Origin of the sequence: Rhodococcus sp. PvP016, from assembly GCF_017832185.1 — a bacterium.
Taxonomy (GTDB): Bacteria; Actinomycetota; Actinomycetes; order Mycobacteriales; family Mycobacteriaceae; genus Rhodococcoides.
Window position 1 is genome coordinate 120,110 of the sequence record NZ_JAFIBH010000001.1, and the last position, 26,569, is coordinate 146,678.

The 26,569-nt window shown below is 70.1% G+C and carries 1 protein-coding gene; it reads right to left on the reverse strand.

Features of this window, described 5'->3' with window-relative positions; genetic code table 11:
* Positions 1-26,502, reverse strand: a complete 26,502-nt coding sequence (locus JOE30_RS00470) for a non-ribosomal peptide synthetase (protein WP_204868948.1) — start codon at positions 26,500-26,502, stop codon at positions 1-3.
* Positions 26,503-26,569: the final 67 nt, after the last annotated feature.

Genomic DNA, 26,569 nt, shown 5'->3' on the forward strand with positions numbered 1-26,569 from the left:
TCAGCCCCCGATGGCCCGGCGGATCACCGGGACGATGACGTCCCACGCGGCGTCGGTGGTCATCGACCAGTGCGTCACGGGCACCGAGTACGCGTCGACCACGTCGGCGTAGGGCAACCAGGAATCGGCGTAGACACGCCCACTCGGGTCGTCGATCCCGGCCGCGAAGAACAGGATCGTCCCGTCGTAGTAGGCGGGCCGGTGCCGTTCCATCAGCACACCGTTGTGCGCCGCACCTCGCAGCATCAGCTCGACGGTGCGCTCGTCGAGGACGTCCGCGACCGCCGGAGCGGACACGATCAGGCGAGCGGCCTCCGCGGTGTTCTCCAACGGGACGTCCGGCACACCCTCCGTGCTCACACCGACCGCACCCAGAATGTCGGTCAACGACAGACCCGCCTCGGTGTCGAGCGACGACGTGGTCGGCGGCGTGCCGTACGTGTCGAGAACGGCGACCATCTCCACGGTCTCCCCGGCCTCGCGCAGAAGCACGGCGACCGCTTGCGCCACCTTGCCACCGAAGGACCACCCCAGCAATCGGTACGGCCCATCGGGACGAACCGTCCTGATCTCGGCGAGATAGCGCTCCGCCACCGCCACCAGTGACTCCTCCAGGGTGTCGTCCCCGGACAGGGCCGGCGTCTGGATGCCGTAGATCGGGATCTCCGGGCTCAGCCGCGACGCCAGACCCGTGAAGCTCCACGCCAACCCGACGATCGGATGGAAGCAGAACACAGGTGCCTGATCGCCCGTGGTGCGGATGGGCAGGAGCACGCCGAGCGCGTCCTTGTCGTCCCCCACCGATCCCGCCTCGACCTTCGCCGCGAGCGTCGCCGGCGTGGGTGAGGTGAAGATCCACTGCAACGGAACGTCGCGTTCGATGGCCTCGGACGCCCTGGCAGTGCTCAGCAACTTGGTCGCACTCAGCGAGTTGCCGCCGAGCTCGAAGAAGTTGTCGTCCACGCCGACCCGGTCGACGCCCAGTACCGACGCGAAGGCCTCGGCGAACGCGGCCTCGATCGGGGTCGAGGGCGCCCGGTACTCCCGCTGGGCCGCCCTTTCCGGGTTGGGCAACGACTTGCGGTCCATCTTGCCGCTGGCTCCGAGTGGGATGGTGTCGATGACGACGATCCGGCTCGGCACCATGTACGACGGCAGCCTGGTTCCCGCGAACTCCTCGAGCGCGGCGAGATCGACCGTCGCGCCGTCCTGTGGGACGACGTAGCCGATCAGCGCGGGGCTGCCACCGAAGCGCTTCACCGCGGCCGCGGCCACGGTCACTCCGTCGAACGAGGCCAGGACCTTCTCGACCTCGCCGAGCTCGATGCGGAAGCCGCGGACCTTCACCTGGTCGTCGGTACGGCCGATGTACTCGATGTCGCCGGCGGTGGTCCACCGGACGGCGTCACCCGTGCGGTACATCCGGCCGGGTCCGAAGGGGTCGGCGACGAATCGGTCCGCGGTGAGTTCGGTGCGGCCGAAGTATCCCCATGCCAGCTGGTCGCCGGCCAGGTACAGCTCGCCCACGACACCGTCCGGGACCGGACGCAGGGCACCGTCGAGCACGTAGACGCTGGTGTTCGCGGCCGGACGCCCGATGGGGATCGACGACGAGGTACCGGTGTACGCGCCCGAGAAACGGGTGACGGTGACGGCGGCCTCGGTCGGGCCGTAGAGGTTGTCCACCTGCGCGTCGCTGATTCGGCCGAACGCGTCGACACTGTCTCTCGGCAGCGCCTCGCCGGCGCAGAGCACGGCTCGCACCGACGCCACGTCGGCGGCCTCGGCCACCGTGAGGAAGGCGACGAACGGGGACGGCACGAACACCGCGATGGTGACGTTCTGCGTACGGATCAGATCCGCGATGTAGAGCGAATCGCTCTGCCCGCCCGGCTTGGCCAGCACCACCGTGGCGCCCGCGGTCAGTGGCCACCACAGCTCCCACACCGACACGTCGAACGTGACCGGAGTCTTCTGGACCACCGCGTCCGCCGTGGACAGCGAGTACTCCCGGGTCATCCAGGCCAGCTGATTCGCGACGGCGGAATGGCCCACCGCCACGCCCTTCGGCTTGCCCGTCGATCCCGACGTGTAGATGACGTACATCAGGTCGTCGCCGGTGATGGGCCTGGTGCGCTCCTCCTCGCGGATCGGTCCGAGCGCGAACTCGTCCAGATCCAGCGTGTCCACGTCGACGCGTGAGCACCCCGTGTCGTCCAGATCCAGAACCACCGGGGAGACCGTCAGGACGCCGCGCGGACGCGCGTCGGCCAACACGTACCTGGTGCGCTCCGGCGGATGCTCGAGGTCGATCGGCAGGTATGCCGCCCCGGACCGCACGATCGCGTGCAGGGCGATCATCATGTCGAACGAACGCGGAATCGCGACCGCCACGAGATCGCCCGGTCCGACGGAGTGAGCGATCAGATAGCGGGCGAGCGCCTGTACCCGCTCGTCGAACTCGCGGTACGTGAGCGAGACGTCACCCGCGACGATCGCGGTGTCGTCCGGTGACGCCGCGAACTGACGATCGAGCATCTCGGTGACCGTCGGCGGCACTCCCGCCATCTCGGTGCGGTTGCGCTCGACCACCACGACGGACCGCTCGTCGTCGCTCATGATCTCGATGTCACGGACCCGAGTGTCGGGTGCGAAGGCGACCGATTCGAGCACGCGCAGCAGACGATCGGCGAAGCTCTGCACGGTCGTCTCGTCGAAGAGCGACGTCGCGTACGTGAACGCCATCTCCAGACCGCGTCCGTACTCGGAGTTCTCGTGTCCCTCGGCGACGACGAGGTGCAGGTCGTACTGCGAGATCTCGGAGCCCGGTTCGAGCGCCGCGACCTCGAGACCGGAGAGCGTCGCCTGCACCGGGGCGAGGTTCTGGAACGAGAAGCCCACCTGGAAGAGCGGGTTGAAGGCGGTCGACCGCTCGGGGTCCACCGCCTCGACCACGTTCTCGAACGGCACGTCCGCGTTGGCGAAGGCGCCGAGATCGACCGCCGACGCACTGCGCACCAGATCGACGAACGACAGATCGGGATCGATGTCGAGCCGCAGCGCGAGCGTGTTCACGAACATGCCGACGAGGTGATCGAGCGCCTCGTCGCCGCGACCGGCGATCGGGGTGCCGACGACGACGTCGCGGGTGTTGCCGAGCTTGGCGAGCAGCACCGAGAAGGCCGCGTGCACACCCATGAACAGCGTCGCCCGCGATCCTCGGCACACTTCCTGCAACGCGTCCATGACGCGCGCGGGGACGAAGAACCCGATCTCGTGTCCGCTCATGGACTGGACCTCGGGACGAGGTCGGTCGAAGGGCAGTTCGATGGGCCCGTCGAGCCCGGCCATCGCCTCCTTCCAGTACGAGAGCTGTTCGGCAAGAATTGAATTCGGATCGTCCACGGCTCCGAGTACGTCACGCTGCCACAGCGTGTAGTCCGCGTACTGCACCTCGAGCGGACTCCACACGGGCGCATTGCCCTCGGACCGGGATCCGTACGCGATCATCACGTCACGTGCGAGCGGAGCGACGGAGAAACCGTCCGCCGAGATGTGGTGCATGACGATCATCAGCACGTGGCTGTCCGCGGCGGTCTCGAGCAGGAGACCGCGCACCGGCACCCCCGCGGTGACGTCGAACCCGCGGGCGACGAACGACACCAGTCGCCCGCGCACGCGGTCCTCGGCCACGGAGTTCCGTTCGAAGTCGAGGGTGAGCTCGGCCGCCGGAACGATCTTCTGGAACGGTCCGAGCTCGTCCTGCGGGTAGTACGTCCGCAGGCTCTCGTGCCGGGCGACGACGTCCTGCACCGCACGCACGAGCGCGTCGACGTCGAGCGGCCCGGTGAGTCGCACGGCCAGTGGCACGTTGTAGGCGGGCGAGACGGTGTCGAACTGGTTCAGGAACCACATGCGCTGCTGCGCGAGCGACAGCGGGATGCGGTCCGGCCGTTCCCTCGCGACCAGCGGCGCACGGGTGTCGGACGTCGCCGATTCCACCCTCGCGGCGAACCCGGCGACATCCGCGGTCTCGAACATCTCGCGAATGCCGACGGAGGTCCCGAGGCGCGCGTTGATCCGCGCGATGACCCGCGTGGCCGACAGCGAGTTGCCGCCGAGTTCGAAGAAGTTGTCGTCGACGCCGACGCGCTGCACCCCGAGGACTGCGGCGAACGCGTCCGCGACCGCTTCCTCGACGGGAGTGGACGGTGCGCGGTACTCACGGGTGACCGACGCGTCGACCGCAGGGAGCAGCCGGCGATCGAGCTTGCCGTTGACGCTGAGCGGCAGCTCGTCGATGACGACGATCCGCGCCGGAACCATGTATGCGGGAACGAGTCCTCGCATGGTCTCCCGGACGGCGTCGACGTCGACCGTGCTGCCGGCCTCGGGCACGGCGTAGCCGATGAGGACGTCGCCGCCGGCGATGCGCTTGACCGCGGCCGCGGCAGCGGACACACCGTCGGCCGACGTGAGGGCGGACTCGACCTCGCCGAGCTCGATGCGGAAACCACGCACCTTCACCTGGTCGTCGGTCCGCGCCACGAACTCGAGTTCGGGCCCGTTCGCGCCGGCGCTCCAGCGCACGGCGTCGCCGGTCCGGTACAGACGGCCCTCGCCGAACGGGTGGGCGACGAAGCGCTCCGACGTCAGACCCGGCCGACGGTGGTAGCCGCGGGCGAGCTGCACGCCCGACAGGTAGAGCTCTCCCATGACGCCCTGCGGCACCGGGCGCAACCGGTCGTCGAGCACGTACACACGCACGTTCGCCTCGGGTGCGCCGATGGGCACGACACCCGACTCGGCTGTCGTGATGCGATGCGCGGTCGCCGAGACCGCGGCCTCGGTGGGCCCGTACAGGTTGATCACGGGCGCGTCGGACAGGCGTGCGAACGCGGTGACCACGTCGCGCGGCAGCGCCTCGCCGATGCAGACGACGGCACGCAGCGCGGCGACGTCGTCGCGGGTGGCCACGGCCGTGAACGCCCCGAGCAGTGACGGCACGAAGTCGGCCACCGTGACGCGCTCGTCGCGCATGAGCCGTGCGAGATACACCGGATCGCGGTTGCCCTCGGCGTTCGCCACGACGAGCCGGGCGCCCGTGGTGAGGGGCCACCACAGTTCCCACACCGAGAGGTCGAAGGTCGACGGTGTCTTCTGCACCATCGCGTCGTCGACCGTGAGGGCGAACTCCGACTGCATCCACCAGATCTGGTTCGCGACGGCACGGTGCGGCAGGGCCACACCCTTCGGCCTGCCGGTCGACCCGGAGGTGTAGATGACGTAGGCGATGTCGTCCGGCAGGAGTGTGCGGCTGCGCTCGGCATCGGTGATCGGATCGGACGGGTACGTGGCGAGGTCGACCGAGGACAGATCGATCTGCGCGAGGTCGCTCGACACGGCGAGCCCGTCGGGTCCGGTGATCACCAGTGACGGCCCGGCGTCCGCGAGCACGTACTCGGTGCGGTCCGCCGGGTGATCCGGATCGATCGGCAGGTACGCGGCGCCGGTCTGCACGACGGCGTACAGCGCGACGATCGAGTCGAGCGACCGCGGCACCGCGACGGCGACGAGATCGCCGGTGCCCACTCCCGACGCCATCAGGTGGCGAGCGGAGCGCGCGACACGGGCGCCGAGTTCGGCGTACGTCAGGGACTCGCCCTCGAACGTGACGGCGACCGTGTCCGGGGTGGCCGCGACCTGCGAGGTGAACATCTCGGAGAGCAGCGACGGCGCACCGTCGCGGTCGGTGGCGTTGACCGAGTCGATCAGCGTGCGCTGCTCGGCGTCGGACAGGACGTCGACGGCGCGCACCGGCACCGTCGGATCGTCCGTCACCGTGTCGAGAACGCGCAGCAACCGCTCCACGAGCTGGTCTGCGGTACTGCGATCGAACAGCGCCGTCGAGAACGTCAGCGCGCAGTCGAGCGCACTGGTGACACCGTCGCCACCTTCCTCCGCACCCACGAGCAGCTGCAGATCGAACTGCGCCGCACCGGTTTCGACGCCGAGGTCGGAGATCTCGAGACCGGGCAGGGTCAGCGAGATCTGCTCGAGGTTCTGGAACGAGAAACCGACCTGGAACAGCGGGTGGTACGCCGTCGACCGCTCGGGGTTGATCGCCTCGACGAGGCGCTCGAACGGGACGTCGGCGTTGCCGAAGGCCGCGAGATCGCGGCCGCGTGCCTGCTCGACGAGATCGGCGAACGTGCTGTCGGGGTCGACGTCGAGCCGCAGGCCCAGCGTGTTCGCGAACTGGCCGATCATCTGGTCGAGCTCCTGCTCGCCGCGGCCGGCGATGGGGGTGCCGACCACGATGTCGCGCGATCCGGACAGCTTCGACAGAGTCACCGCGAACGCGGCGTGCATCGCCATGAACAGCGTCGAACGCGACGCCGCGGCGACGCGGTTCAGCGCGGACGCACGGTCGGCGGAGATGGTGAAGCGCACCGACTCGCCGTCCATGGCCTGGATCTCCGGGCGCGGGCGATCGAACGGAAGCTCGATCGGTCCCTCGATGCCCGCCAGTGCGGTACGCCAGAACTCGACCTGCCGGGCGAGTACGGACTCGGGATCCGACTCGTCTCCCAGCACTTCGAGCTGCCACAGCGTGTAGTCCGCGTACTGCACCGGCAGCGGCGCCCACACCGGAGCGTTGCCGGCGATGCGGGACGAGTACGCCACCATGACGTCGCGGGCGAGGGGCCCGAGCGAGAACCCGTCCGAGGACACGTGGTGGATGACGAACGCCAGGATCTGCTCCGACGGTCCGGTCCGGTAGATCGCCGCTCGCACGGGCACCTCGGTGGTGACCTCGAACCCGCGAGTCACGAAGCCGTAGAGGCGTGCGCGGACGTCCGCCTCGTCGACGTCGTCGACCGTGAGCGAGAGCCCCGTGCGATCGACCGGCAGCACCACCTGGTGTGGGCCGTTCTCGCCCTCGGGGTAGACCGTGCGCAACACCTCGTGCCGCCCGACGACGTCCACGACCGCCTGCTCGAGTGCCGCGACGTCGAGATCGCCGGTGAGCTTGATGGCGAGCGGGATGTTGTACGCCGCAGACGAGGCGTCGAACCGGTTGAGGAACCACATGCGCTGCTGAGCGAGCGACAGCGGGATCTCGTCCGGCCGCTCGCGAGGAGCGAGCGGTACGCGGGTCCCGTACTCCACTGCGCGCTCGGCGCGCAGGGCGAGACCGGCCGCGGTGGGCGCCTCGAAGATCTCCCGGATCCCGACGCGGGCGTTCAGTGCGGCGTTGACGCGGGCGATCACCTGCGTCGCCGACAGCGAGTTGCCGCCGAGCTCGAAGAAGTTGTCGTCCACGCCGACGCGCGGCACGCCGAGCACCGAGGCGATGGCTCCCGCCACCACTTCCTCCACCGGCGTCGACGGCGCGCGGTAGGTCGAGGCGGTGTCCACGCCGACCTGCGGCAGACGACGTCGATCGAGCTTGCCGTTGACGCTCAACGGCAGTTCGTCGATCACGACGACGCGCTGCGGAACCATGTACGACGGCAGCTGCTCCGCGGCAGCGGCGCGCACGGCGTCGACGTCCACCGTCGTGTCCGGACGGGCGACGACGTAGCCGACGAGGGTGTCTCCGCCGCGTCCCGAGGACACGGCAGCCGCGGCCGCGGCCACGGACTCGTGGGACACGAGCACGCTCTCGATCTCGCCGAGCTCGATGCGGAACCCGCGGATCTTGACCTGGGTGTCCGTGCGATCGAGGAACACCAGTACGCCGTCGGCGTTCCATCGCACGGCGTCACCGGTGCGGTAGAGCCGAGAGCCGTTCTCGCCGAACGGATCCGCGACGAAGCGGTCGCTCGTGAGATCCGGTCGACCGACGTAGCCCAGTGCGAGCTGGACGCCGCCGAGATAGAGCTCTCCCCCGACGCCGGCCGGAACCGGACGCAGCCGGTCGTCGAGAACGTAGACGCGGACGTTCGCCTCGGGGGTACCGATGGGCACGGCTCCGGTCGCACCGCGCACCGTGCGGTGGGCGGTCACGGAGACGGCGGCCTCGGTCGGTCCGTAGAGGTTGTCGAGCGGCGCGTCGGACAGTGCCTCGAATGCGCGGACGACGTCACGTGGGAGCGCCTCGCCGATGCACAGGACGGCGCGCAGGGACACGAGGTCCTCCCGCGACGCGACGGCGCAGAACGCACCGAGCAACGACGGCACGAAGTCGGCGACGGTGACGCGTTCCTCGCGCATCAGGCGAGCGAGGTACGACGGGTCGCGGTTGCCCTCGGGCGACGCCAGCACCAGACGCGCGCCGGCGGTCAACGGCCACCACAGTTCCCACACGGACAGGTCGAACGTCGCGGGCGTCTTCTGCACCATGGCGTCGTTCGCCGTGAGCCGGTACTCGTTCTGGATCCACGTCATCTGGTTGGCGACGGCGCGATGCGGAAGGGCCACGCCCTTGGGGCGACCCGTCGATCCCGACGTGTAGATGACGTAGGCACGGTCCTGCGGCAGCAGGGGCCGGCTGCGATCGATGTCGGTGATGGGCGAGCCGTCGAGGAGCGACACGTCGACGGTCGCCAGATCCACCGTCGGGATCGTGGTCTCGACGGACAACGGGGTGCCCGCGATGACGACGACCGACGGGGACGCGCTGTCGAGGACGTACTCGGTGCGCTCGGCGGGGTGGTCGAGGTCGATCGGCAGGTAGCCGGCACCTGCGGCGACGACGCCGTACATCGCGACCATCGCGTCGATCGAGCGCGGGATCGCGACGGCGACGAGGTCACCGGTCCGCACGCCCTCACCGATGAGGAACCGGGCGAGTCGGGACACCCTCTCGGAGAACTCACCGTAGGTGATCGAGTCGTCCAGATACGTCAGTGCCGTGGTGTCCGGAGCCGCCGCCACGCGTGCGGCGAACATGTCCGTGAGCAGCTCGGGCACGCCGGGCACCGCGGTGTCGTTGCGCGTGAGAAGGATGTCGCGGCGCTCCTCGGGCGACAGGACGTCCACTGCGGCGATACGGTCCTCGGGCCGTGCGGTGACGGCGTCGAGAACCCGCAGGAAGCGGTCGACGAAGACCTGCGCCGTGGACTCGTCGAAGAGCGACGTGGCGAAGGTGAGCATCGCGATCTGTCCTGCGGCGGCGTCCTCGCTGACGATGAGGTGCAGGTCGAACTGCGACACGTCGAAGTCGAAGCCCGCGTCGGAGACCGTGAGGTCGGGGAGTTCGAACCGGACGGGCGAGAGGTTCTGGAACGAGAAGCCCACCTGGAACAGCGGGTGGTACGCCGTGGAGCGCACGGGGTTCAGTGCCTCGACCAGCTGCTCGAAGGGCACGTCGGCGTTACCGAAGGCCGCGAGATCGGACTCGCGAACCGCGTCCACGAGGGCGCCGAACGTGAGGTCCGGGTCCACGTCGACGCGGAGCGCGAGCGTGTTCACGAACATGCCGACCATGTCGTCGAGCTCCGGCTCGCCGCGACCGGCGATCGGGGTGCCGACGGCGATGTCGCGACTGCCGCTCAGTGCGGACAGCGTGACGGACCAGGCGGCGTGCATCGCCATGAACAGCGTCGCGCGGCGCTCCTGCGCGATGCTGGTGAGCGCAGCGGTGGTGTCCGCGGAGATCTCGAAGCGGATCGACTTGCCCTGCAACGACTGCACCGCGGGGCGGGGGCGGTCGGTGGGCAGCGGCAACGCGTCGCCGAGGCCGGCGAGACGGGTCCGCCAGTACGCGACCTGCCGGGAGACGACGGAGGTGTCGTCGTCCAGCGATCCCAGGACGGTCCGCTGCCACAGCGCGAAGTCGGCGTACTGCACCGGGAGCGGCGTCCAGCCGGGAGCCTCGCCGCGGACGCGGGCGGTGTAGGCCACCATGACGTCACGGGCCAACGGGCCCTGCGAGAAGCCGTCGGACGACACGTGGTGGATCACGATGCCGAGCACGTGCGCCGGGGCGTCTCCCGCCGCGTCGGTCACCTGCAGCAGGAGTCCGCGGACGGGTACCTCCGCGGTGACGTCGAAGCCGCCGGAGACGAACGTGAACAGCCGTGCGGCGATGTTCTCCTCGCTGACGTCCTCGACCGCGAGGTCGAGCGGCACGTCCCGAGTGGGGAGAACCACCTGGGTCGGGCCGTCAGGAGTCTGCGGGTAGACCGTGCGCAGCGACTCGTGGCGTTCGAGGACGTCCCGGACGGCGAGCGTCAGCGCGTCGAGGTCGAGGCGACCCTCGAGGCGGATGGCCAGCGGCACGTTGTAGGCGGGCGACGACGTGTCGAACTGGTTGAGGAACCACATGCGCGACTGCGCGAGCGAGAGCGGTACGTGGGCAGGACGTTCGACGGGCACCAGCGGTGCGCGGGTGTCCGACGTCGACGCCGACTCGGCGCGCGCCGCGAACGTCGCGACGTCGGCCGACTCGAACATCTCGCGGATGCCGATGCGGGTGTTCAGCCGGGCGTTGACCCGCGCCACCACCTGCGTCGCCGACAGCGAGTTGCCGCCGAGCTCGAAGAAGTTGTCGTCCATGCCGACTCGCTCGACACCGAGCACCGCGGCGTACGCGGCGGCGACGATCTCCTCGACCGGGGTGGACGGCGCGCGGTACTCCCGCGCCACGTCCAGATCGATCGAGGGCAGTCGGCGACGGTCGAGCTTGCCGTTCACGCTCAGCGGCAACTCGTCGATCACCACGATGCGCGCGGGCACCATGTAGCCCGGAACTGCCTCGGCCGCAGCGGATCGCACCGCGTCGACGTCGAGGGTGACGTCCTTCTCGGGGACGACGTAGCCCACCAGCAGCTCGCCGCCGGCGGTGCGCGCGACGGTGGCCGCCGATGCGGCGACGCCGTCGGCGGTGGTCAGCGCGGCCTCGACCTCGCCGAGTTCGATACGGAAACCGCGCACCTTGACCTGGTCGTCGGTGCGGGCGACGAACTCGAGCACCCGCGCGTCACCGCGGGTGACCCAGCGAACCGCGTCACCCGTGCGGTAGAGCCTGCCGGACCCGAACGGATCGGCGACGAAGCGTTCGGCCGTCAGGGTGGTGTTGCCGAAGTAGCCGAGCGCCAGCTGATCGCCTGCGAGGTAGAGCTCTCCCGCGACACCGACGGGTACCGGCCGCAGTCGCGAATCGAGAACGTAGACCTGCACGTTCGCCTCGGGTCCACCGATGGACACCGGACCCGTCTCGTCGGATGCGATGTGGTGCACGGTGACCGAGACCGCGGCCTCCGTCGGTCCGTAGAGGTTCACCACCGGAGCGTCGGACAGTCGGCCGAACGCCGTGACCACATCGCGGGGCAGCGCCTCGCCGATGCACAGGACCGCTCGCAGTGACGCGACGTCCTCCGCCGTCGCCACCGACGCGAACGCACCGAGGAGTGACGGCACGAAGTCCGCGACGGTGACGTTCTGCTCGCGCATCAGTCGCGCGAGTTCGGCGGGGTCCCGGTTCGCCTCGGGCGAGCCGATCACCAACCGGGCGCCCGCGGTCAGCGGCCACCACAGCTCCCACACCGACAGGTCGAACGTGGACGGTGTCTTCTGCACCATCGCGTCGTCCGCCGTGAGTCCGAACTCGTTCTGGATCCACCAGAGCTGGTTCGCCACAGCTCGATGCGGCAGCGCGACGCCCTTGGGACGTCCGGTCGAGCCGGAGGTGTAGATGACGTACACGGGGTCCTCGGCCGTCAGCGGGCGGGTGCGCTCGCCGTCCGTGACAGGAGCGTCGGAGAACTCCGAGAGCTCCGCCGTGAGCACGTCGAGCGTCGGGACGTCCGAGGGCGCGGACAGAGCTCGCCCACCCAGCAGGATCAGCGACGGCCGGGCATCGCCCAGCACGTACTCCGTGCGCTCGGCCGGGTGGTCGAGGTCGATCGGCAGGTAGGCCGCACCGGCCTGGACCACCGCGTACATCGCGATCATCGACTCGGTCGACCGCGGCATCGCCACGGCGACGAGATCGCCGGTCCGCACGCCGTCGGCCAGCAACCTGCGCGCCAGCCGTGCGACGCGAGAGCCGAACTCGCCGTACGTGAGTGAGACGTCGCCCTCGGTCAGGGCCGCGACGTCGGGACGCTCGGCGACCCGGTCGGCGAACATCCGCGCGACGGAGGTGGGCGCACCCGCGACACGAGTGTCGTTGGTGTCCACCAGGATCGACCGACGCTCGTCCGCACTCAGGACGTCCGCGGTGTGCACCGGTGCGTCCGGACGGGCGATCAGCGCGTCGACCACGCGGGAGAAGCGCTCGGTGAACGACTCGGCCGTGGCGCGGTCGAACAGCGCCTCGGCGAAGGTGAGCACCGACTGCAGCGAGCCGTCCTCGGCTCCCTCGCTGACGATGAGGTGCAGATCGAACTGCGAGACCGCGGCCTCGAGCCCGACGTCCCCGACGGTGAGGTCGGGGAGCTCGAACGTCACCGGCGCCAGGTTCTGGAACGAGAAGCCCACCTGGAAGATCGGGTGGTACGCGGTCGACCGACGCGGGTCGACGGCCTCGACGAGCTGCTCGAACGGTACGTCCGCGTGACCGAACGCGGCCAGGTCGGCCGAACGGGCGGCCGCGACCAGATCGGCGAACGACGCGTCCGGATCGACGTCGAGACGCAGTGCCAGCGTGTTGACGAACATGCCGACCATGTCGTCGAGTTCGCGCTCACCACGTCCGGCGATCGGGGTTCCGACGGCGATGTCCCGTGAGCCGGACAAGGCGCCGAGCAGCACGGACCACGCCGCGTGCACGGCCATGAACAGCGTGCCCTGACGCGACGCGGCGACGGCGCGCAGTCCGGCCGTCTGCGCGGGGGTCAGCGCGAACTGCACCGAGTGGCCGAGCATGGACTGCACCGCGGGGCGCGGCCTGTCGGTCGGCAGCTCGATCGGATCGTCCAGACCGGCGAGCTGCTGCTTCCAGTACGCGATCTGCTGGGCGGTCAGCGACTCCGGGTCGCTCTCCGATCCCAGTACCTCGCGCTGCCACAGCGCGTAGTCGGCGTACTGCACGGGCAGGGGTGCCCATTCCGGGATCGCTCCGGTGACGCGCGCCGAGTAGGCGACCATGACGTCGCGGGCCAACGGTCCGAGCGAGAATCCGTCCGCGGAGATGTGGTGCACGACGATGGACAGCACGTACTCCGCCGCGTCGCCGGCCGGGTCGACGACCTCGAGCAGCAGACCACGCACGGGCACGGCGGCCGTGACGTCGAACCCGGACGCGATGAACTCGAACAACGCTCCGGGCACACCGGCGGTCTCGACCGGACGTGGCGCCAGGTCGAGGGGAACGTCGTCCACACCCAGGATCACCTGGTAGGGACCATCTTCCGACCCCGGGTACACCGTGCGCAGCGTCTCGTGCCGGGCGAGGACGTCGCGGACGGCCTCCTCCAGCGCGGCGACGTCGAGCGTGCCGGTGAGGCGCACCGCCAACGGGATGTTGTACGCGGGCGAGCTGGTGTCGAACTGGTTGAGGAACCACATGCGGCGCTGTGCGAGCGACAGCGGCACCGGATCGGGCCGCTCCCCCGCGACGAGCGCCGGGCGACGACCGACTCCACCCGAGAGTGCGCGCGCGGCGAGCTCCCCCACGGTGGACGCGTCGAAGATGTCGCGCACGCCGATGTGGGTGTCCAGGGCCGCGTTGATACGCGCGACGGCCTGGGTCGCCACGAGCGAGTTGCCACCGAGATCGAAGAAGCTGTCGTCGACGCCGACCCGCTCCACGCCGAGAAGATCCGCGAAGACCTCGGCCACGGCCTGGTCCTCGGGCGTCTCCGGGGCGCGGTACTCGGCCTGCTGCCGCACCAGGGTGGGCTCCGGCAGCGCGGCGCGGTCGAGCTTGCCGACCGGGTTCAGCGGCACGGAGGTGAGCGGCATGATCACCGCGGGCACCATGTGCGCGGGCAGGCTCTCCTTGACGGAGGCGTGCACGGCCGCGATGTCCAGGGTCGCGCCCGCCTCGAGCAGGGACGCCACCGGCAGGACGTAGGACACGAGGTCGGTGACGCCACCGACGGATCGGTGGCCGACCGTCACGGCGAAGTCGACGTCCGGGTGCGCTGCGAGTGCGGCATCGATCTCGCCGAGCTCGATGCGCTGGCCGCGGATCTTGACCTGGAAGTCGCTGCGGCCGATGTACTCGATGGTGCCGGCCTCGGTCCAGCGGACCACGTCGCCCGTGCGGTACAAGCGGCTGCCCGCGGGACCGTACGGATCGGCGACGAATCGCTCGGAGGTGAGCGTCGGGCGGCCGAGGTAGCCGCGCGCGACACCCGGACCTCCGGCGTACAGCTCACCGGGAACACCGACCGGCACGGGCCGCAGCCGGCCGTCGAGCACGTACTCGCGGGTGCCCTTGCTGGGCCGACCCACGGTGATCGGATCGCCCGCCGCGAGCGGCACCGACGCGTTGATCATGATCGTCGTCTCGGCGGGTCCGTACCCGTTGACGACCGTGCGCCCGGAATTCGCCCACGCCGCCATCAGATCCGGCGGCAGCGCCTCACCGACGGGCATGACGGCGCGCACGGACGGCACCGCGTCCGGCTCGACGGTCGCGAGCGCGGACGGCGTGATCACCATGTGGGTGACGCCCTCGTCGGTGACGAAGCGCGCCAGATCGGGTCCGCCGTAGAAGCCGGCGGGCGCCGGTGCCAGCGGCACCGCGTTGCCGGCGGCCAGCAGGATCTCGAAGATCGACGCGTCGAAGCTCGTCGATGCCACGGCCAGGACGATCGACGCGTGGTCGATACCGAGCGAATCCGTCTGTGCGGCAACCAGATTGGCGAGACCGGCGTGTGGGACGACGACGCCCTTGGGGCGGCCGGTCGATCCGGACGTGTAGATCATGTACGCCGCGTTGCTCATGCGTACGGCGCCGAGACGCTCGCCGTCGGTGAGGCGCTCGGGCGAGCGCGAATCGACGTCGGCCGCGAACTGCTCGTCGTCGAGGACGAGCCACTGCAGCCCGTCGACGTCGGCGGGGCGGTCGGCGACCGTCGTGATGCCGAGGGCCGCCTGCGAGTCGTGGACCATGTAGTCGATGCGCTCGGCAGGGTGCGCCGGGTCGACGGGCACCACGTAGCCGCCCGCCTTGGCGACGGCCCAGATGCAGAGCACGAACTCGGGCGACCGCGGAACCGCCACGGCCACCACGACGTCCGGTCCGACACCCGCGTCGACGAGGACGCGCGCGAGGCGCGCGGCACGAGCGTCGAGCTCCTCGTACGTCCACTGCACCGATCCCTGGCGGACAGCGAGTCTGCTGGGAGCGTGATCCGCGGCGTCCTCGAGGATCCGGACGAGCGTGCGCTCGTCGACGTCGGCGGATCCGCGGCGCGACAGCAGGTCCGCGCGCTCGTCGGCGAGCAGTGTCTCGATGCGGCCGACGGGCGCACCCGGTGACGTGGCGAACGCCGCGAACACCGCGTGCAGGCGACTGCCCAGTGCGGACACGTACTCGTCCGAGAACAGGTCGCGCAGGTAGCGCAGCGTCATGCGGATCTGCGTGTCCGCGAACGTGACCACGTTGATCGGGTAGTGCGTCGCGTCGAGCACCTGAGCGCCGGTGACCGCCATACCGTCGATGGACGCGGCGGCCTTCAGACCCTCCTCGTCCACCGGGTAGGACTCGAGAACGGTGATCGAGTCGAACACCGCGCCCGGGCCGACAGCGGTGGTGATGTCCGCCAGTCCCAGGTAGTGGTGATCGAGCAACGCCGTCTGCTCCTCCTGCAACCGGAGCAGGAAGGACTCGATGCTGTCGGACTCGTCGATGCGCACGCGGACGGGCAGCGTGTTGATGAACAGGCCGACCATGGTCTCGACGCCCTCGAGGTCGGCGGGGCGACCGGAGACCGTCCCACCGAACGCGACGTCGTCGCGACCCAGCTGACGGGCGAGCACCAGGCCCCACGCCGCCTGCACGATCGTGCTGAGCGTGACACCGAGCCGCGACCCCAGATCGGTCAGCTCGGACGTGACCTTCTCGTCCATGACGACCTCGACGCGACCGGTGTCGGTCGAGACCCCGGACGTGTCCGTCACACCCGACAACACGGTGGGCTCCTCTGCGCCTGCGAAGGCAGTGGTCCACGCCTTGACCGAGACGGCGCGGTCGCGGACCGACAGCCACTCGAGGAACGAACGGTAGGAGCGGACCTCGGGAAGCAGCGACGCGTCACCGCGCAGTGCGTACAGCGTCAGGAGATCCTTGAGTACCAGCGGCATCGACCATCCGTCGATGACGATGTGGTGCGCCATGAACGACAGCGTGACCGCGTCGTCGGCGGTGCGGATCATCCGGAAGCGCACCAGCGGAGCGCTGTCCATGGCGAACCGGCGGTCCCGCTCGGTCTCGAGCTCGACGCGCAGGTCGCCCTCGATGTCGTCGTGGCCGCGCAGGTCGACGTCGACCCACGGGACCTCCGTGGAGCTCGGAACCAGTTGCACCGCACGACCGTCCGCGGTGGTGCGGAACGAGGTCCGCAGCCCGTCGTAGCGCGCGAGCAGCGCGCCGGCCGCGGCGACGAACCGGTCCCGGTCGACGTCGCCGGTCAGATCCATCACGACCTGCATGACGTAGACGTCGGGAGCGCCGGCCGGCTGCATCGACGAGTGGAACAGCAGACCTGCCTGCAGCGGCGCGAGGGACCAGACGTCCTCGAGATCTGGGACGTCCGCCTCGAACACGTCGATGTCCTTCTGGGACACCGGCACCAGCGGCACGTCCGACGGCGTGAGGCCGCCGGCATCGCCGCTCCCGACGTGCTGCGCGAGCGCCGTGAGCGCCTCGACCCAGTAGTCGCCGAGCGCGGACACGTCCTCCGACGACAGGATGCCGCGCGGGAACGCGAACGTGGCACCGAGCTGCTCGTCGGCGAGGACGGCGTTGATGTCGAGCACGGCGATCGCCGGCATGTCGGCGTCGAGAGGCACGTCCGCGAGGGTGGTGATGTCGGACGATGGGAGGAAGCCCAGACCCTCCGCGCCCTCGGGCAGCTCGCCCGCGGACAGGCGGCCCAGGTAGTTGAAGCTGATCTGGCCGACGGATCGCGCGAGAACCGAGCGTCCCGTCTCGTCCGAAGTTCCCGAATCCTGTAGGTAGCGCAGCATGCCGTAGCCCATGCCGCGATCGGGCACGGCGAGCAGCTGCTCCTTCACGGCCTTGACCGCCCGGCCCGCCGCGGCGCCACCGGCGAACGCGTCGTCGAGATCGACGTCGGTGAGGTCGAGCAGCACGGGGAAGATCGACGTGAACCAGCCGACGGTCCGCGACAGATCCGCGAGACCGGCGTCCCCGAGCACGTCCTCCTCGCGGCCGTGGCCTTCGAGTCGCAGCAGCAGCGACGATGTCTCGGTTCCGCGCTCACGGCGCCACTTCGCCACGGCCAGAGCCAGGGCGGACAGCAGTCCGTCGTTCACGCCGCCCCGGAACACCTGCGGCGCAGTGGTGACGACGGCGGTCGTGACGTCCGCCGGGACGGTGACCCGGATCTTGTCGAGCGTGTTCTGCACGTCGATCGACGGGTCCAGATCGCGGTCACCCAGAAGGATGTCCTCGGACCGGACGACGGACGTCCAGAACGGCAGTTCGCCGCGACGCGACGCAGCCTGATCGGTCAGGGCGTGCGCCCAGGTCCGCATGGACGTGCCCACCGGTTGCAGCTGCGGCTCGGTCCCCGTCGAGACGGCGAACCAGGCGGTGACCAGGTCGGGCACGATGATGCGCCACGAGACACCGTCGACGGCGAGGTGGTGGCCGGCGACGACGAGGTGGCCGCCGGTCGACGGCCCCCGGTCCAGCCAGACGAACTGCACGAGACGACCCTCGGCCGTCGACAGGCGATCCAGCGCCGAGTCGAGTGCCGTGCGAGCCACCTTCTCGAGGTCGTCGCCCGTGGCGTCGGCATCGACGTCGACTCGGGTGAGCAGCGACGCGGCGTCCACCGAACCCGGTGCCGCGGTGACGATCTCGAAACCATCGTCGAGCGACCCGGTGAGGCGCGCGCGGAACATGTCGTGACGGTCCAGCACGGCCTGCAGTGTCGCGGTCATGCCGGCCTCGTCGATACCCGTCGGCAGGTCCAGCACGACGCTCTGCGAGAAGCGCTCGTAGGCGCCGCCGCGGCGGGTCATGAAGTGCTCCACCGGGGTCAGCGGACGCGATCCCACGCCGCCACCCTCGAGTTCGGGCAGCATGCGGACGGCGTTCTCCCCCGACGACACGACGGCGGCCAGCGCGGCGACGGTGCGGCGCTCGAAGACGTCACGCGGGCTGAGGGAGAGCCCGGCGGCGCGAGCGCGCGACACCAGCTGGATGGAGACGATGGAGTCGCCGCCCAGGGCGAAGAAGTCGTCGTCGGCGCCCACCCGCGGCGCACCGAGGACGTCGGCGAACACGGCGGCGAGGGCGCGCTCGGTCTCGGTGGCCGGCTCACGGTAGGTGTCGGTGTCGGTGCCGAACTCGGGCGTCGGCAGAGCCCGTCGATCGACCTTGCCCGTGGCGCCCAGTGGCACCTCGTCCATGACGACCACGGCGGACGGAACCATGTGCGCAGGGAGCGAATCCGCGGCCCACTCGGTGACGTCCGACTCGCGCAGCAACGATCCCGCGGTGAGCGTGACGTACGTGACCAGTACCTTCGCCCCCGCTGCCGTGGTGAACGGCGTGGTCAGTGCGAACTGCACCTCGGGGTGCGAGGACACGACGGCGTCGATCTCGCCGGGCTCGATGCGGAACCCGCGGATCTTGATCTGCGAGTCGCCACGACCCACGTACTCGAGTTCGAGGTCGCCCGTCTCGGGACGGCGCCACCAGCGCACGACGTCGCCCGTGCGGTACATGCGAGCACCGGGCTCACCGTGCGGATCGGCGACGAAGCGCTCGGACGAGAGTGCCCGGCGCTCGTGGTAGTGCTGCGCCACACCGGGTCCCGCGGTGTAGAGCTCACCCGGGACACCGACGGGAACGGGACCCAGTCGACTGTCGAGCACCATGGCGCGACCGCCGCGGATCGGGCCGCCGAAGGGCATGGGGCCACCCGGCACCATGGGCTTGCCGATGTGCGAGACGATCGTGGTCTCGGTCGGTCCGTACACGTTGAGCATGCGACGACCCGGCGCGAACCTGGTGACCAGGTCCTGCGAGTACGCCTCGCCGCCGACCGAGATGGTCTGCAACGCTTCGAGACCCGAGTGGTCCACCGAGGCCAGCGCGGCCGGGGTGATGAACGCGTGCGTCACCGCGTGACGGCGCAGGAACTGCGCCAGTTCCTCACCGCCGTACACGGTGGTGGGAACGATGACGAGCGCGGCGGCTGCCGGCACTGCGAGGAGCAGCTCGAGCAGTGAGGCATCGAAGCTCGGCGACGCGAAGTGCATGACGCGCGAGTCGCTCTCGACGCGGTACTGCTCGCGCTGGGAGACCCCGAGCTGGTTCAGACCACGATGAGACACCGAGACGCCCTTGGGCAGACCGGTGGAACCGGAGGTGTAGATGATGTACGCACGATCGGCCGGCGTGACGGCCGTCCGACGGTCGGCGTCGGTGATCGGATCCGCCGACGCGGCCGAGACCTGTGCCCGGATCTCCTCGGAATCGACGACGAGCCAGTCGATCTCGTCGGGCAGGGACGCACGGTGCACGGCGAGCGTCAGACCGACACGGACGCCCGAGTCGGTCACCATGTGCTCGATGCGATCGGCCGGGTAGTTGGGGTCGATCGGGACGAAGGCCGCACCCGTACGGGTCACCGCCCACATCAACGCGACCGACTCGGCCGAGCGCGGGACCGACAGCGCCACGGCGGATCCGGCCCCGATGCCGCGGTCGATCAGCACCCGGGCGAGCCGAGCCGAGAACTCGCCGAGTTCGCGGTAGGACACCGACGTCCCGTCGAACAGGACCGCGGAGTCGAAGACCAGCGCCGGCCCGTCGGAGTTGGTCTCGACAGCATCGACGAGAAGGTCGCCGAGCGTCCGCTCCGCAACCGCGTCGTCCCCGGTGACGGGCGCCAACGACGCCGCCTCCTCGGAGTCGAGCAGCGGGATGTCGCCGACGGCGCGGTCGGGCGTCTCGATCGCCGCGGCCAGCACGCGCTCGAAGCGCTCGCAGAACAGGGCGACGGTCTCCGCGTCGAACAGGTCGGTCGAGTACGTCACCTCCATCGTCATGCCCGCGGGCTGTACGTCACCCGACCGGCCTCCGGCCTCCACCGTCTCGGTGATCTCGATGGACAGGTCGAACTTCGCGGAGTGGATGCCGGCGTCGTACCGGGCGACCTCGAGGCCACCGAGCTCGAACGTCGTGCGCTCGAGGTTCTGGAACGCCAACGCCACCTGGAAGAGCGGGTTGTGCGATGTCGAGCGCTCCGGAGCGAGAACCTCGACCAGCCGCTCGAACGGGATGTCCGCGTTGCCGAAGGCGCCGAGGTCCACGGTCTTCGTCTCGGCGAGCAGCTCGGTGAACGTGGCGTGCGGCGAGACCTGCGTGCGCAGCACGAGGGTGTTGACGAACATGCCGACGAGGTCGTCGAGCGCTTCCTCGCCGCGACCGGCGATGGGGGCACCGACGGCGATGTCGGTGGTGTTCGACAGACGGGCGAGCACGACGGCGAGCGCGCTGTGCACGACCATGAAGAGGCTCGCGTCGTGCGCGCGTGCGAAGTCTGCTGCACGAGTGTGGATCTCGGCGTCGATCGTGTGATGAACCGCGGATCCGGCCCCGGTGGACACCGCGGGACGCGGGCGGTCCGACGGGAGCGTGAGCACCTCGGGCAGATCGTCGAGCTGCGTCACCCAGTACGCCTCCTGCTGCGACGCCAGAGACTCCGGGTCGGACTCGGAGCCCAGCATCTCGCGCTGCCACAGGGAGAAGTCGGCGTACTGCACGGTCAGCGGACGAAGCGGGCCGTTCTCGGACCACGCCGGCGTGCCGGCCTGACGTGCCGCGTAGGCGGTCATGACGTCGCGCGCGAGCGGGCCCATCGAGAATCCGTCCGCACTGACGTGGTGCACGACGAACGCCAGCACGGCCTCGGTGTCCGACGTCCGCAACAGTGCGCCGCGCAGCGGCACCTCCGCGGTGACGTCGAAGCCCGAGGTCACCATGTCGAGGACGCGCGCCTGCACGTCGTCCGCGGCGACCTCGATCACGGCGAACTGACCGGCGACGCGGTCGGCGGGCAGGATCACCTGGTACGGCGTTCCGTCCACCTGCGGGTACAGCGTGCGCAGAGACTCGTGGCGCTCGAGCACGTCGCCCACGGCCGCGCGCAGCACGTCCACGTCGAGCGCACCGCGCAGCGTGATGACGAGCGGAATGTTGTAGGCCGCCGACTCGGTGTCGAACTGGTTGACGAACCACATGCGGGACTGCGCGAGCGACAACGGAATCCGCTCCGGGCGCTCCCGCGGTGCCAGGACGGGCCGGGTGCGGCCGGTCTGTGCCGCGGCGTCGATCCGGGCGGCGAGTGCGGCCACCGTGGGCTTCTCGAACAGATCACGGACGCCGATGGAGCTGGACAGCGCCTCGTTGACCCGAGCGACGGCGCGCATGCCGATCAGCGAGTTGCCGCCGAGTTCGAAGAACGAGTCGTCGATGCCGACGCGCGGGGCGTCGAGCAGTGCGGAGAACACGTCCGCGACGACCTTCTCGGACACCGTCTCCGGAGCGCGGTACTCGCGCGGTCCCGACACGTCGACAGGCTCGGGCAGAGCGCGGCGGTCGAGCTTGCCGCTGGGGCTGAGCGGGATCTCGTCGAGCACCGTCAGGTGGGACGGCACCATGTACGCGGGGACGCGCTCGGCGACCAGGTCGAGGACACTGCCGAGATCGGGCGCACGGCCCACCTCGGGGACGAGGTACGCGACGAGCGCTTCGCCCGTCCGCTCGTCGGAGTGCACGATGGCCACGGCGCGGGCCACGTCCGGATGTGCGGTGAGAGCGGACTCGATCTCGCCGAGCTCGATACGCAGACCGCGGAGCTTGACCTGGAAGTCGGTGCGGCCGAGGAACTCCAGCTCACCCGACGCGGTGACCGAGACGAGGTCGCCGGTCCGGTACATCCGCTCACCCGTCGTGCGAGGATCGGCGACGAAGCGATCGGCGGTGAGGTCGGGCCGACCGAAGTATCCACGAGCCAGCTGCGCGCCCGTGAGATAGAGCTCTCCCGGGACACCGACCGGGACGTCGTGCAGACGCGAATCGAGCACGCGCGCACCGGTGTTGCGGATAGGGCGACCGATGGGCACGGTACGGACGTCGGCCTCGGTGGTCCGGTGCAGCGTGGACGTGACCGTCGCCTCGGTGGGGCCGTACGTGTTGTCGAGCTCGGCGGCCGACGAGGCCGCGAACCGACGCACCAGATCGGCGGACAACGCCTCGCCGCCCACCGACAGGTAGCGCAGCGATTCCGGCAGCGCCAGACCGGCATCGGACATGAAGAGCTCGAGCATGGACGGTACGAATTCGAGGATCGCGATACCGTGCGAGCGCGCCTGGTCGAGCAGGTACTGCACGTCGAGGTGGCCGTCCGGACGCGCGACGACGAGGGTGGCTCCGAGCTGCAGGGGCAGGAAGAGTTCCCACACCGACGCGTCGAACGTCACCGGCGTCTTCTGCAGCATCGTGTCGCCGACCGTGAGGTCGTACGTCTCGTGCATCCAGAGCATCTGGTTCAGGACGGAGCGGTGCGAGACCGCCACGCCCTTGGGGCGGCCGGTCGAGCCCGACGTGTAGATGATGTACGCGATGTTGGACGGCACCAGCGTGCCCGTTCGCTCCGCGTCCGACAGCGGCTCCGCGGACACGTCGACGAGATCGACCGTGTCGACGTCGATCACGTTGTGGTGCTCGGGCAGGTCTCGGTGATCGCGCGTGGTGGTCAGCACGACGACGGGTGCGGCGCTCGAGAGCACGTACTCGGTGCGCTCGTGCGGGTGGTCCGGATCCACCGGCACGTAGGCGCCACCGGCCTCGAGCACGGCGTAGATGCCGATCATCATCTCGAGCGAGCGGCGCATGCCGACGGCCACACGGGCGTCGGGGCCGACCCCCAGTGCGACGAGGTGCCGTGCCAACCGGTTCACCCGGGTGGAGAACTCGGCATACGTGAGAGAGGTCCCCTCGTACACGAGCGCGGTGCGACTCGGATCCTGTGCGGCGCCGCGGCGGAACGCGTCGACGAGCGTCTCGGCGGGCAGCGGAGCGTCGATGCCGCGCAGCGCGGCGAGCTGCGTCTGCTCGCCGGAGGTGGTCAGCGGGAGATCGCCGACGGCGGTGGAGGAATCGGCCACGACGGCGGCGAGGATGCCGACGTAGCGTTCCGCGATGGTGCGCGCGGTGGGCTCGTCGAACAGGTCCGTCGCGTACAGCAGCGATCCGTCGATGGGACCGGGCGACCCGTCGGGGTTCACCTGCTCCATGAGCGTCAACGTCAGATCGAGCTTCGCGACCGGCACGTCCGAGTCGAGGAGACCGATGGTGACGTCGGGCAGCTCGATCTCGGTGCGTTCGAAGTTCTGCAGCATGAGCAGTACCTGGAACAGCGGCGCGTAGGCGAGCGAGCGCTGGGGTCGCAGGATCTCGACGAGCCGGTCCAGCGGCAGGTCCGAGTTGCCCAGGGCATCGAGGTCGGCGGTGCGGGTGCGGAGCAGGAAGTCCTCGAACGACTCCCCCGGCTCCAGATGTGATCGCAGGACCAGCGTGTTGCCGAACATGCCGACGAGCGGATCGAGCGCCTGCTCACCGCGGCCCGCGATCTGCGTGCCGACCGACACGTCGTCGGTGGCGGCCATGCGCGAGAGCAGCACGGCCAGGGCGGCGTGCACCACCATGAACAGCGTCGAGTTGGTGCGTCGCGCAAGGTTGTTCAGACCCTCGACGACGTCCGACTCGAGCCGGAACGGCACCGTCGCACCGCGGGACGACGGCTGCGCCGGTCGCGGCCGGTCGGTGGGGAGTTCGATGACCTCGGGAGTACCGGCGAGGGCACGAGTCCAGAAGTCGATCTGCTTGGCGCTCAGCGACTCCGGGTCGCTCTCGTCGCCGAGGAGCTCGCGGTGCCACATCGCGTAGTCCGCGTACTGCACCTCGAGCTGGGGCAGCTCGGGAGCCGCACCGGCGCTGCGCGCCACGTAGGCCGTGGTGAGATCGCGTACCAGCGGGGCGAGCGATCCACCGTCACTGGCGATGTGGTGCATGACCACGGCGAGGACGTAGTCCTGGTCCGCGATCTGGAAGAGCTTGGCACGGAAGGGCACCGAGGACGACACGTCGAAGCCGTCGAGCACCACCGGGGTCAGTCGCTCGTACACCGAGCTCTCGTCGATCCGCTCCGGGTCGAGGACCACCGACACCGACGACGCGGGCTCGATGCGCTGCACCGGGCCGCTGTCGGTCTGCGGGTAGACGGTGCGCAGCGTCTCGTGCCGGGTGATCAGATCCTCGAACGCTCGCCCGAGCGCCTCGAGATCCAGCGCACCCGTCATCCGCAGCACGACAGGCTGGTTGTACGCGGGTGACGTCACGTCGTACTGGTTGGTGAGCCACATCCGCTGCTGGGCGTAGGACAGCGGCAGGTCGCCCGATCGATCACGGCGCACGAGCGGCGGCCGCTCGGGGGCACCGAGCGAGAGGTCCACGCGCGCGGCGAGATCCGCGACGGAGGTCGCCTCGAACACGTCCCGCACCGCGATGCGGGACTGCGCCGCCTGGTTGATCCGGGCGACCACCTGGGTCGCGAGCAGCGAGTTGCCACCGAGTTCGAAGAAGGTGTCGTCCAGACCCACGCGCTCGGCCGACAACAGGTCCGCCAGCACCTCGGACACCGTGATCTCGATCCGGGTCTCGGGAGCCCGGTACTCCTTCGTCGACGTGCCGATGGTCGGCTGCGGCAGCGCCGCGCGATCGAGCTTGCCGACGGGTGTGAGGGGCACGGCGTCGATGACGATGATCTCGGACGGCACCATGTACGCGGTGAGGCTGCGGCCGACGAAGGCCGTGACGTCGTCGACGTCGATCTCGTGGCCCGGCTGGGGCTGCACGTACGCGACGAGCACCGTCGAACCGTCGGGCAGCTGGTGTCCGGCCGCCGCGGCGAAGCGGACGTCCGGGTGCGCGGTCAGGGCGGCGTCGATCTCGCCGAGTTCGATGCGGAATCCGCGGACCTTCACCTGGAAGTCGGAGCGACCCAGGTAGTCGACCGCGCCGCCGCTGCGCACGCGGGCGAGGTCGCCGGTGCGGTACACACGCGAGCCCGGTTCACCGAAGGGATCCGCGACGAAACGCTCCGCGGTGAGCGACGGCCGACCGTGATACCCGCGTGCCAGACCGGGGCCGGCCGCGTACAGCTCACCGGCGACGCCGGCCGGGACGTCGCGCAGGCGGCCGTCGAGCACGGGCGTGCGGAAGTCGCGGATCGCTCCGCCGATGGAGACGGGCGCGTCCGGGAACAGCTCGGCGCAGTTGGTCATGATGGTGGCTTCGGTCGGACCGAAGCCGTTGAACATGCGGCGGGTGTCGGTCACGAAGCGCGACACCAGTTCCGGCGGGCACGCCTCACCGGCGGTGACCACGACCCGCAGGTCGGGCAACTCCGACGGCGTGACCGAGGCCAGCACGGACGGGGTGATGACGGCATGGGTCACCCGCTGCTCGCGCAGCAGAGCCGTCAGATCGTCGCCACCGAAGACGTCGGGCGGCGAGACGACCATCGTCGCTCCGGACCCGACGGCCATGAGCAGTTCGAAGACCGAGGCGTCGAAGCTCGGGGACGCGACGGCGAGGGTGCGGGCGGACGCGTCGATACCGAAGCGCTCACGCTGCTCGGCCACCAGGCTCGAGAGGCCGGCGTGCGTCACCTCGACGCCCTTGGGTCGACCCGTCGATCCGGACGTGTAGATCATGTAGGCCGTGTTCGCGGGGCCGAGCACCCGCACGCGATCGGCGTAGGTGACCGGCTCGGCGGACCGCGCGTCGACGGCCGCGTCCAGGTCGGCGTCGCCCAGGACGAGCCAGCTGGGGCCCACTCCCTCGGGCAGGGTCTCGCGGTGCTCCGTGGTGGTGATCCCGAGGGTGGCCCCCGAATCGGTGAGCATGTACTCGATGCGGTCCGCGGGGTACTTCGGATCGACCGGCACGTATGCCGCACCTGTCTTGGCGACCGCCCAGATCGACAGGATCGACTCGGCGGACCGCGTCACGGCCAGCGCCACGACGTCCTCGGCACCGATCCCGCGCGCGATCAGCTCGCGCGCCAGCTTCGACGACGCCGCGTCGAGCTCGCGGTAGGTCCACTCGGTGGTCGCGCCGGACTCGTCGCGGAACACGAGAGCCACACCGTCGGCGTTCGCCTCCACGGCGGCCGCGAGAATCTGCGGCAGGGTGGCCGCGCGAGGACGCTGCCGGCGACGCGGTCGTTCCCTGGTCGGACGCTCGCGGCGGGGTGCCCCCGCGCGTCCCGGACGTTCCGCCCGCGACCGGTCCTCGTTCGAGGTCTCGTCGGGAGTGCCATCCGTCATCGTCGTGCTCCTCGTGAATCGATACCGAGCCTCGCCCGTGGTTGCCCACCGACGATCCCGCTGCGTA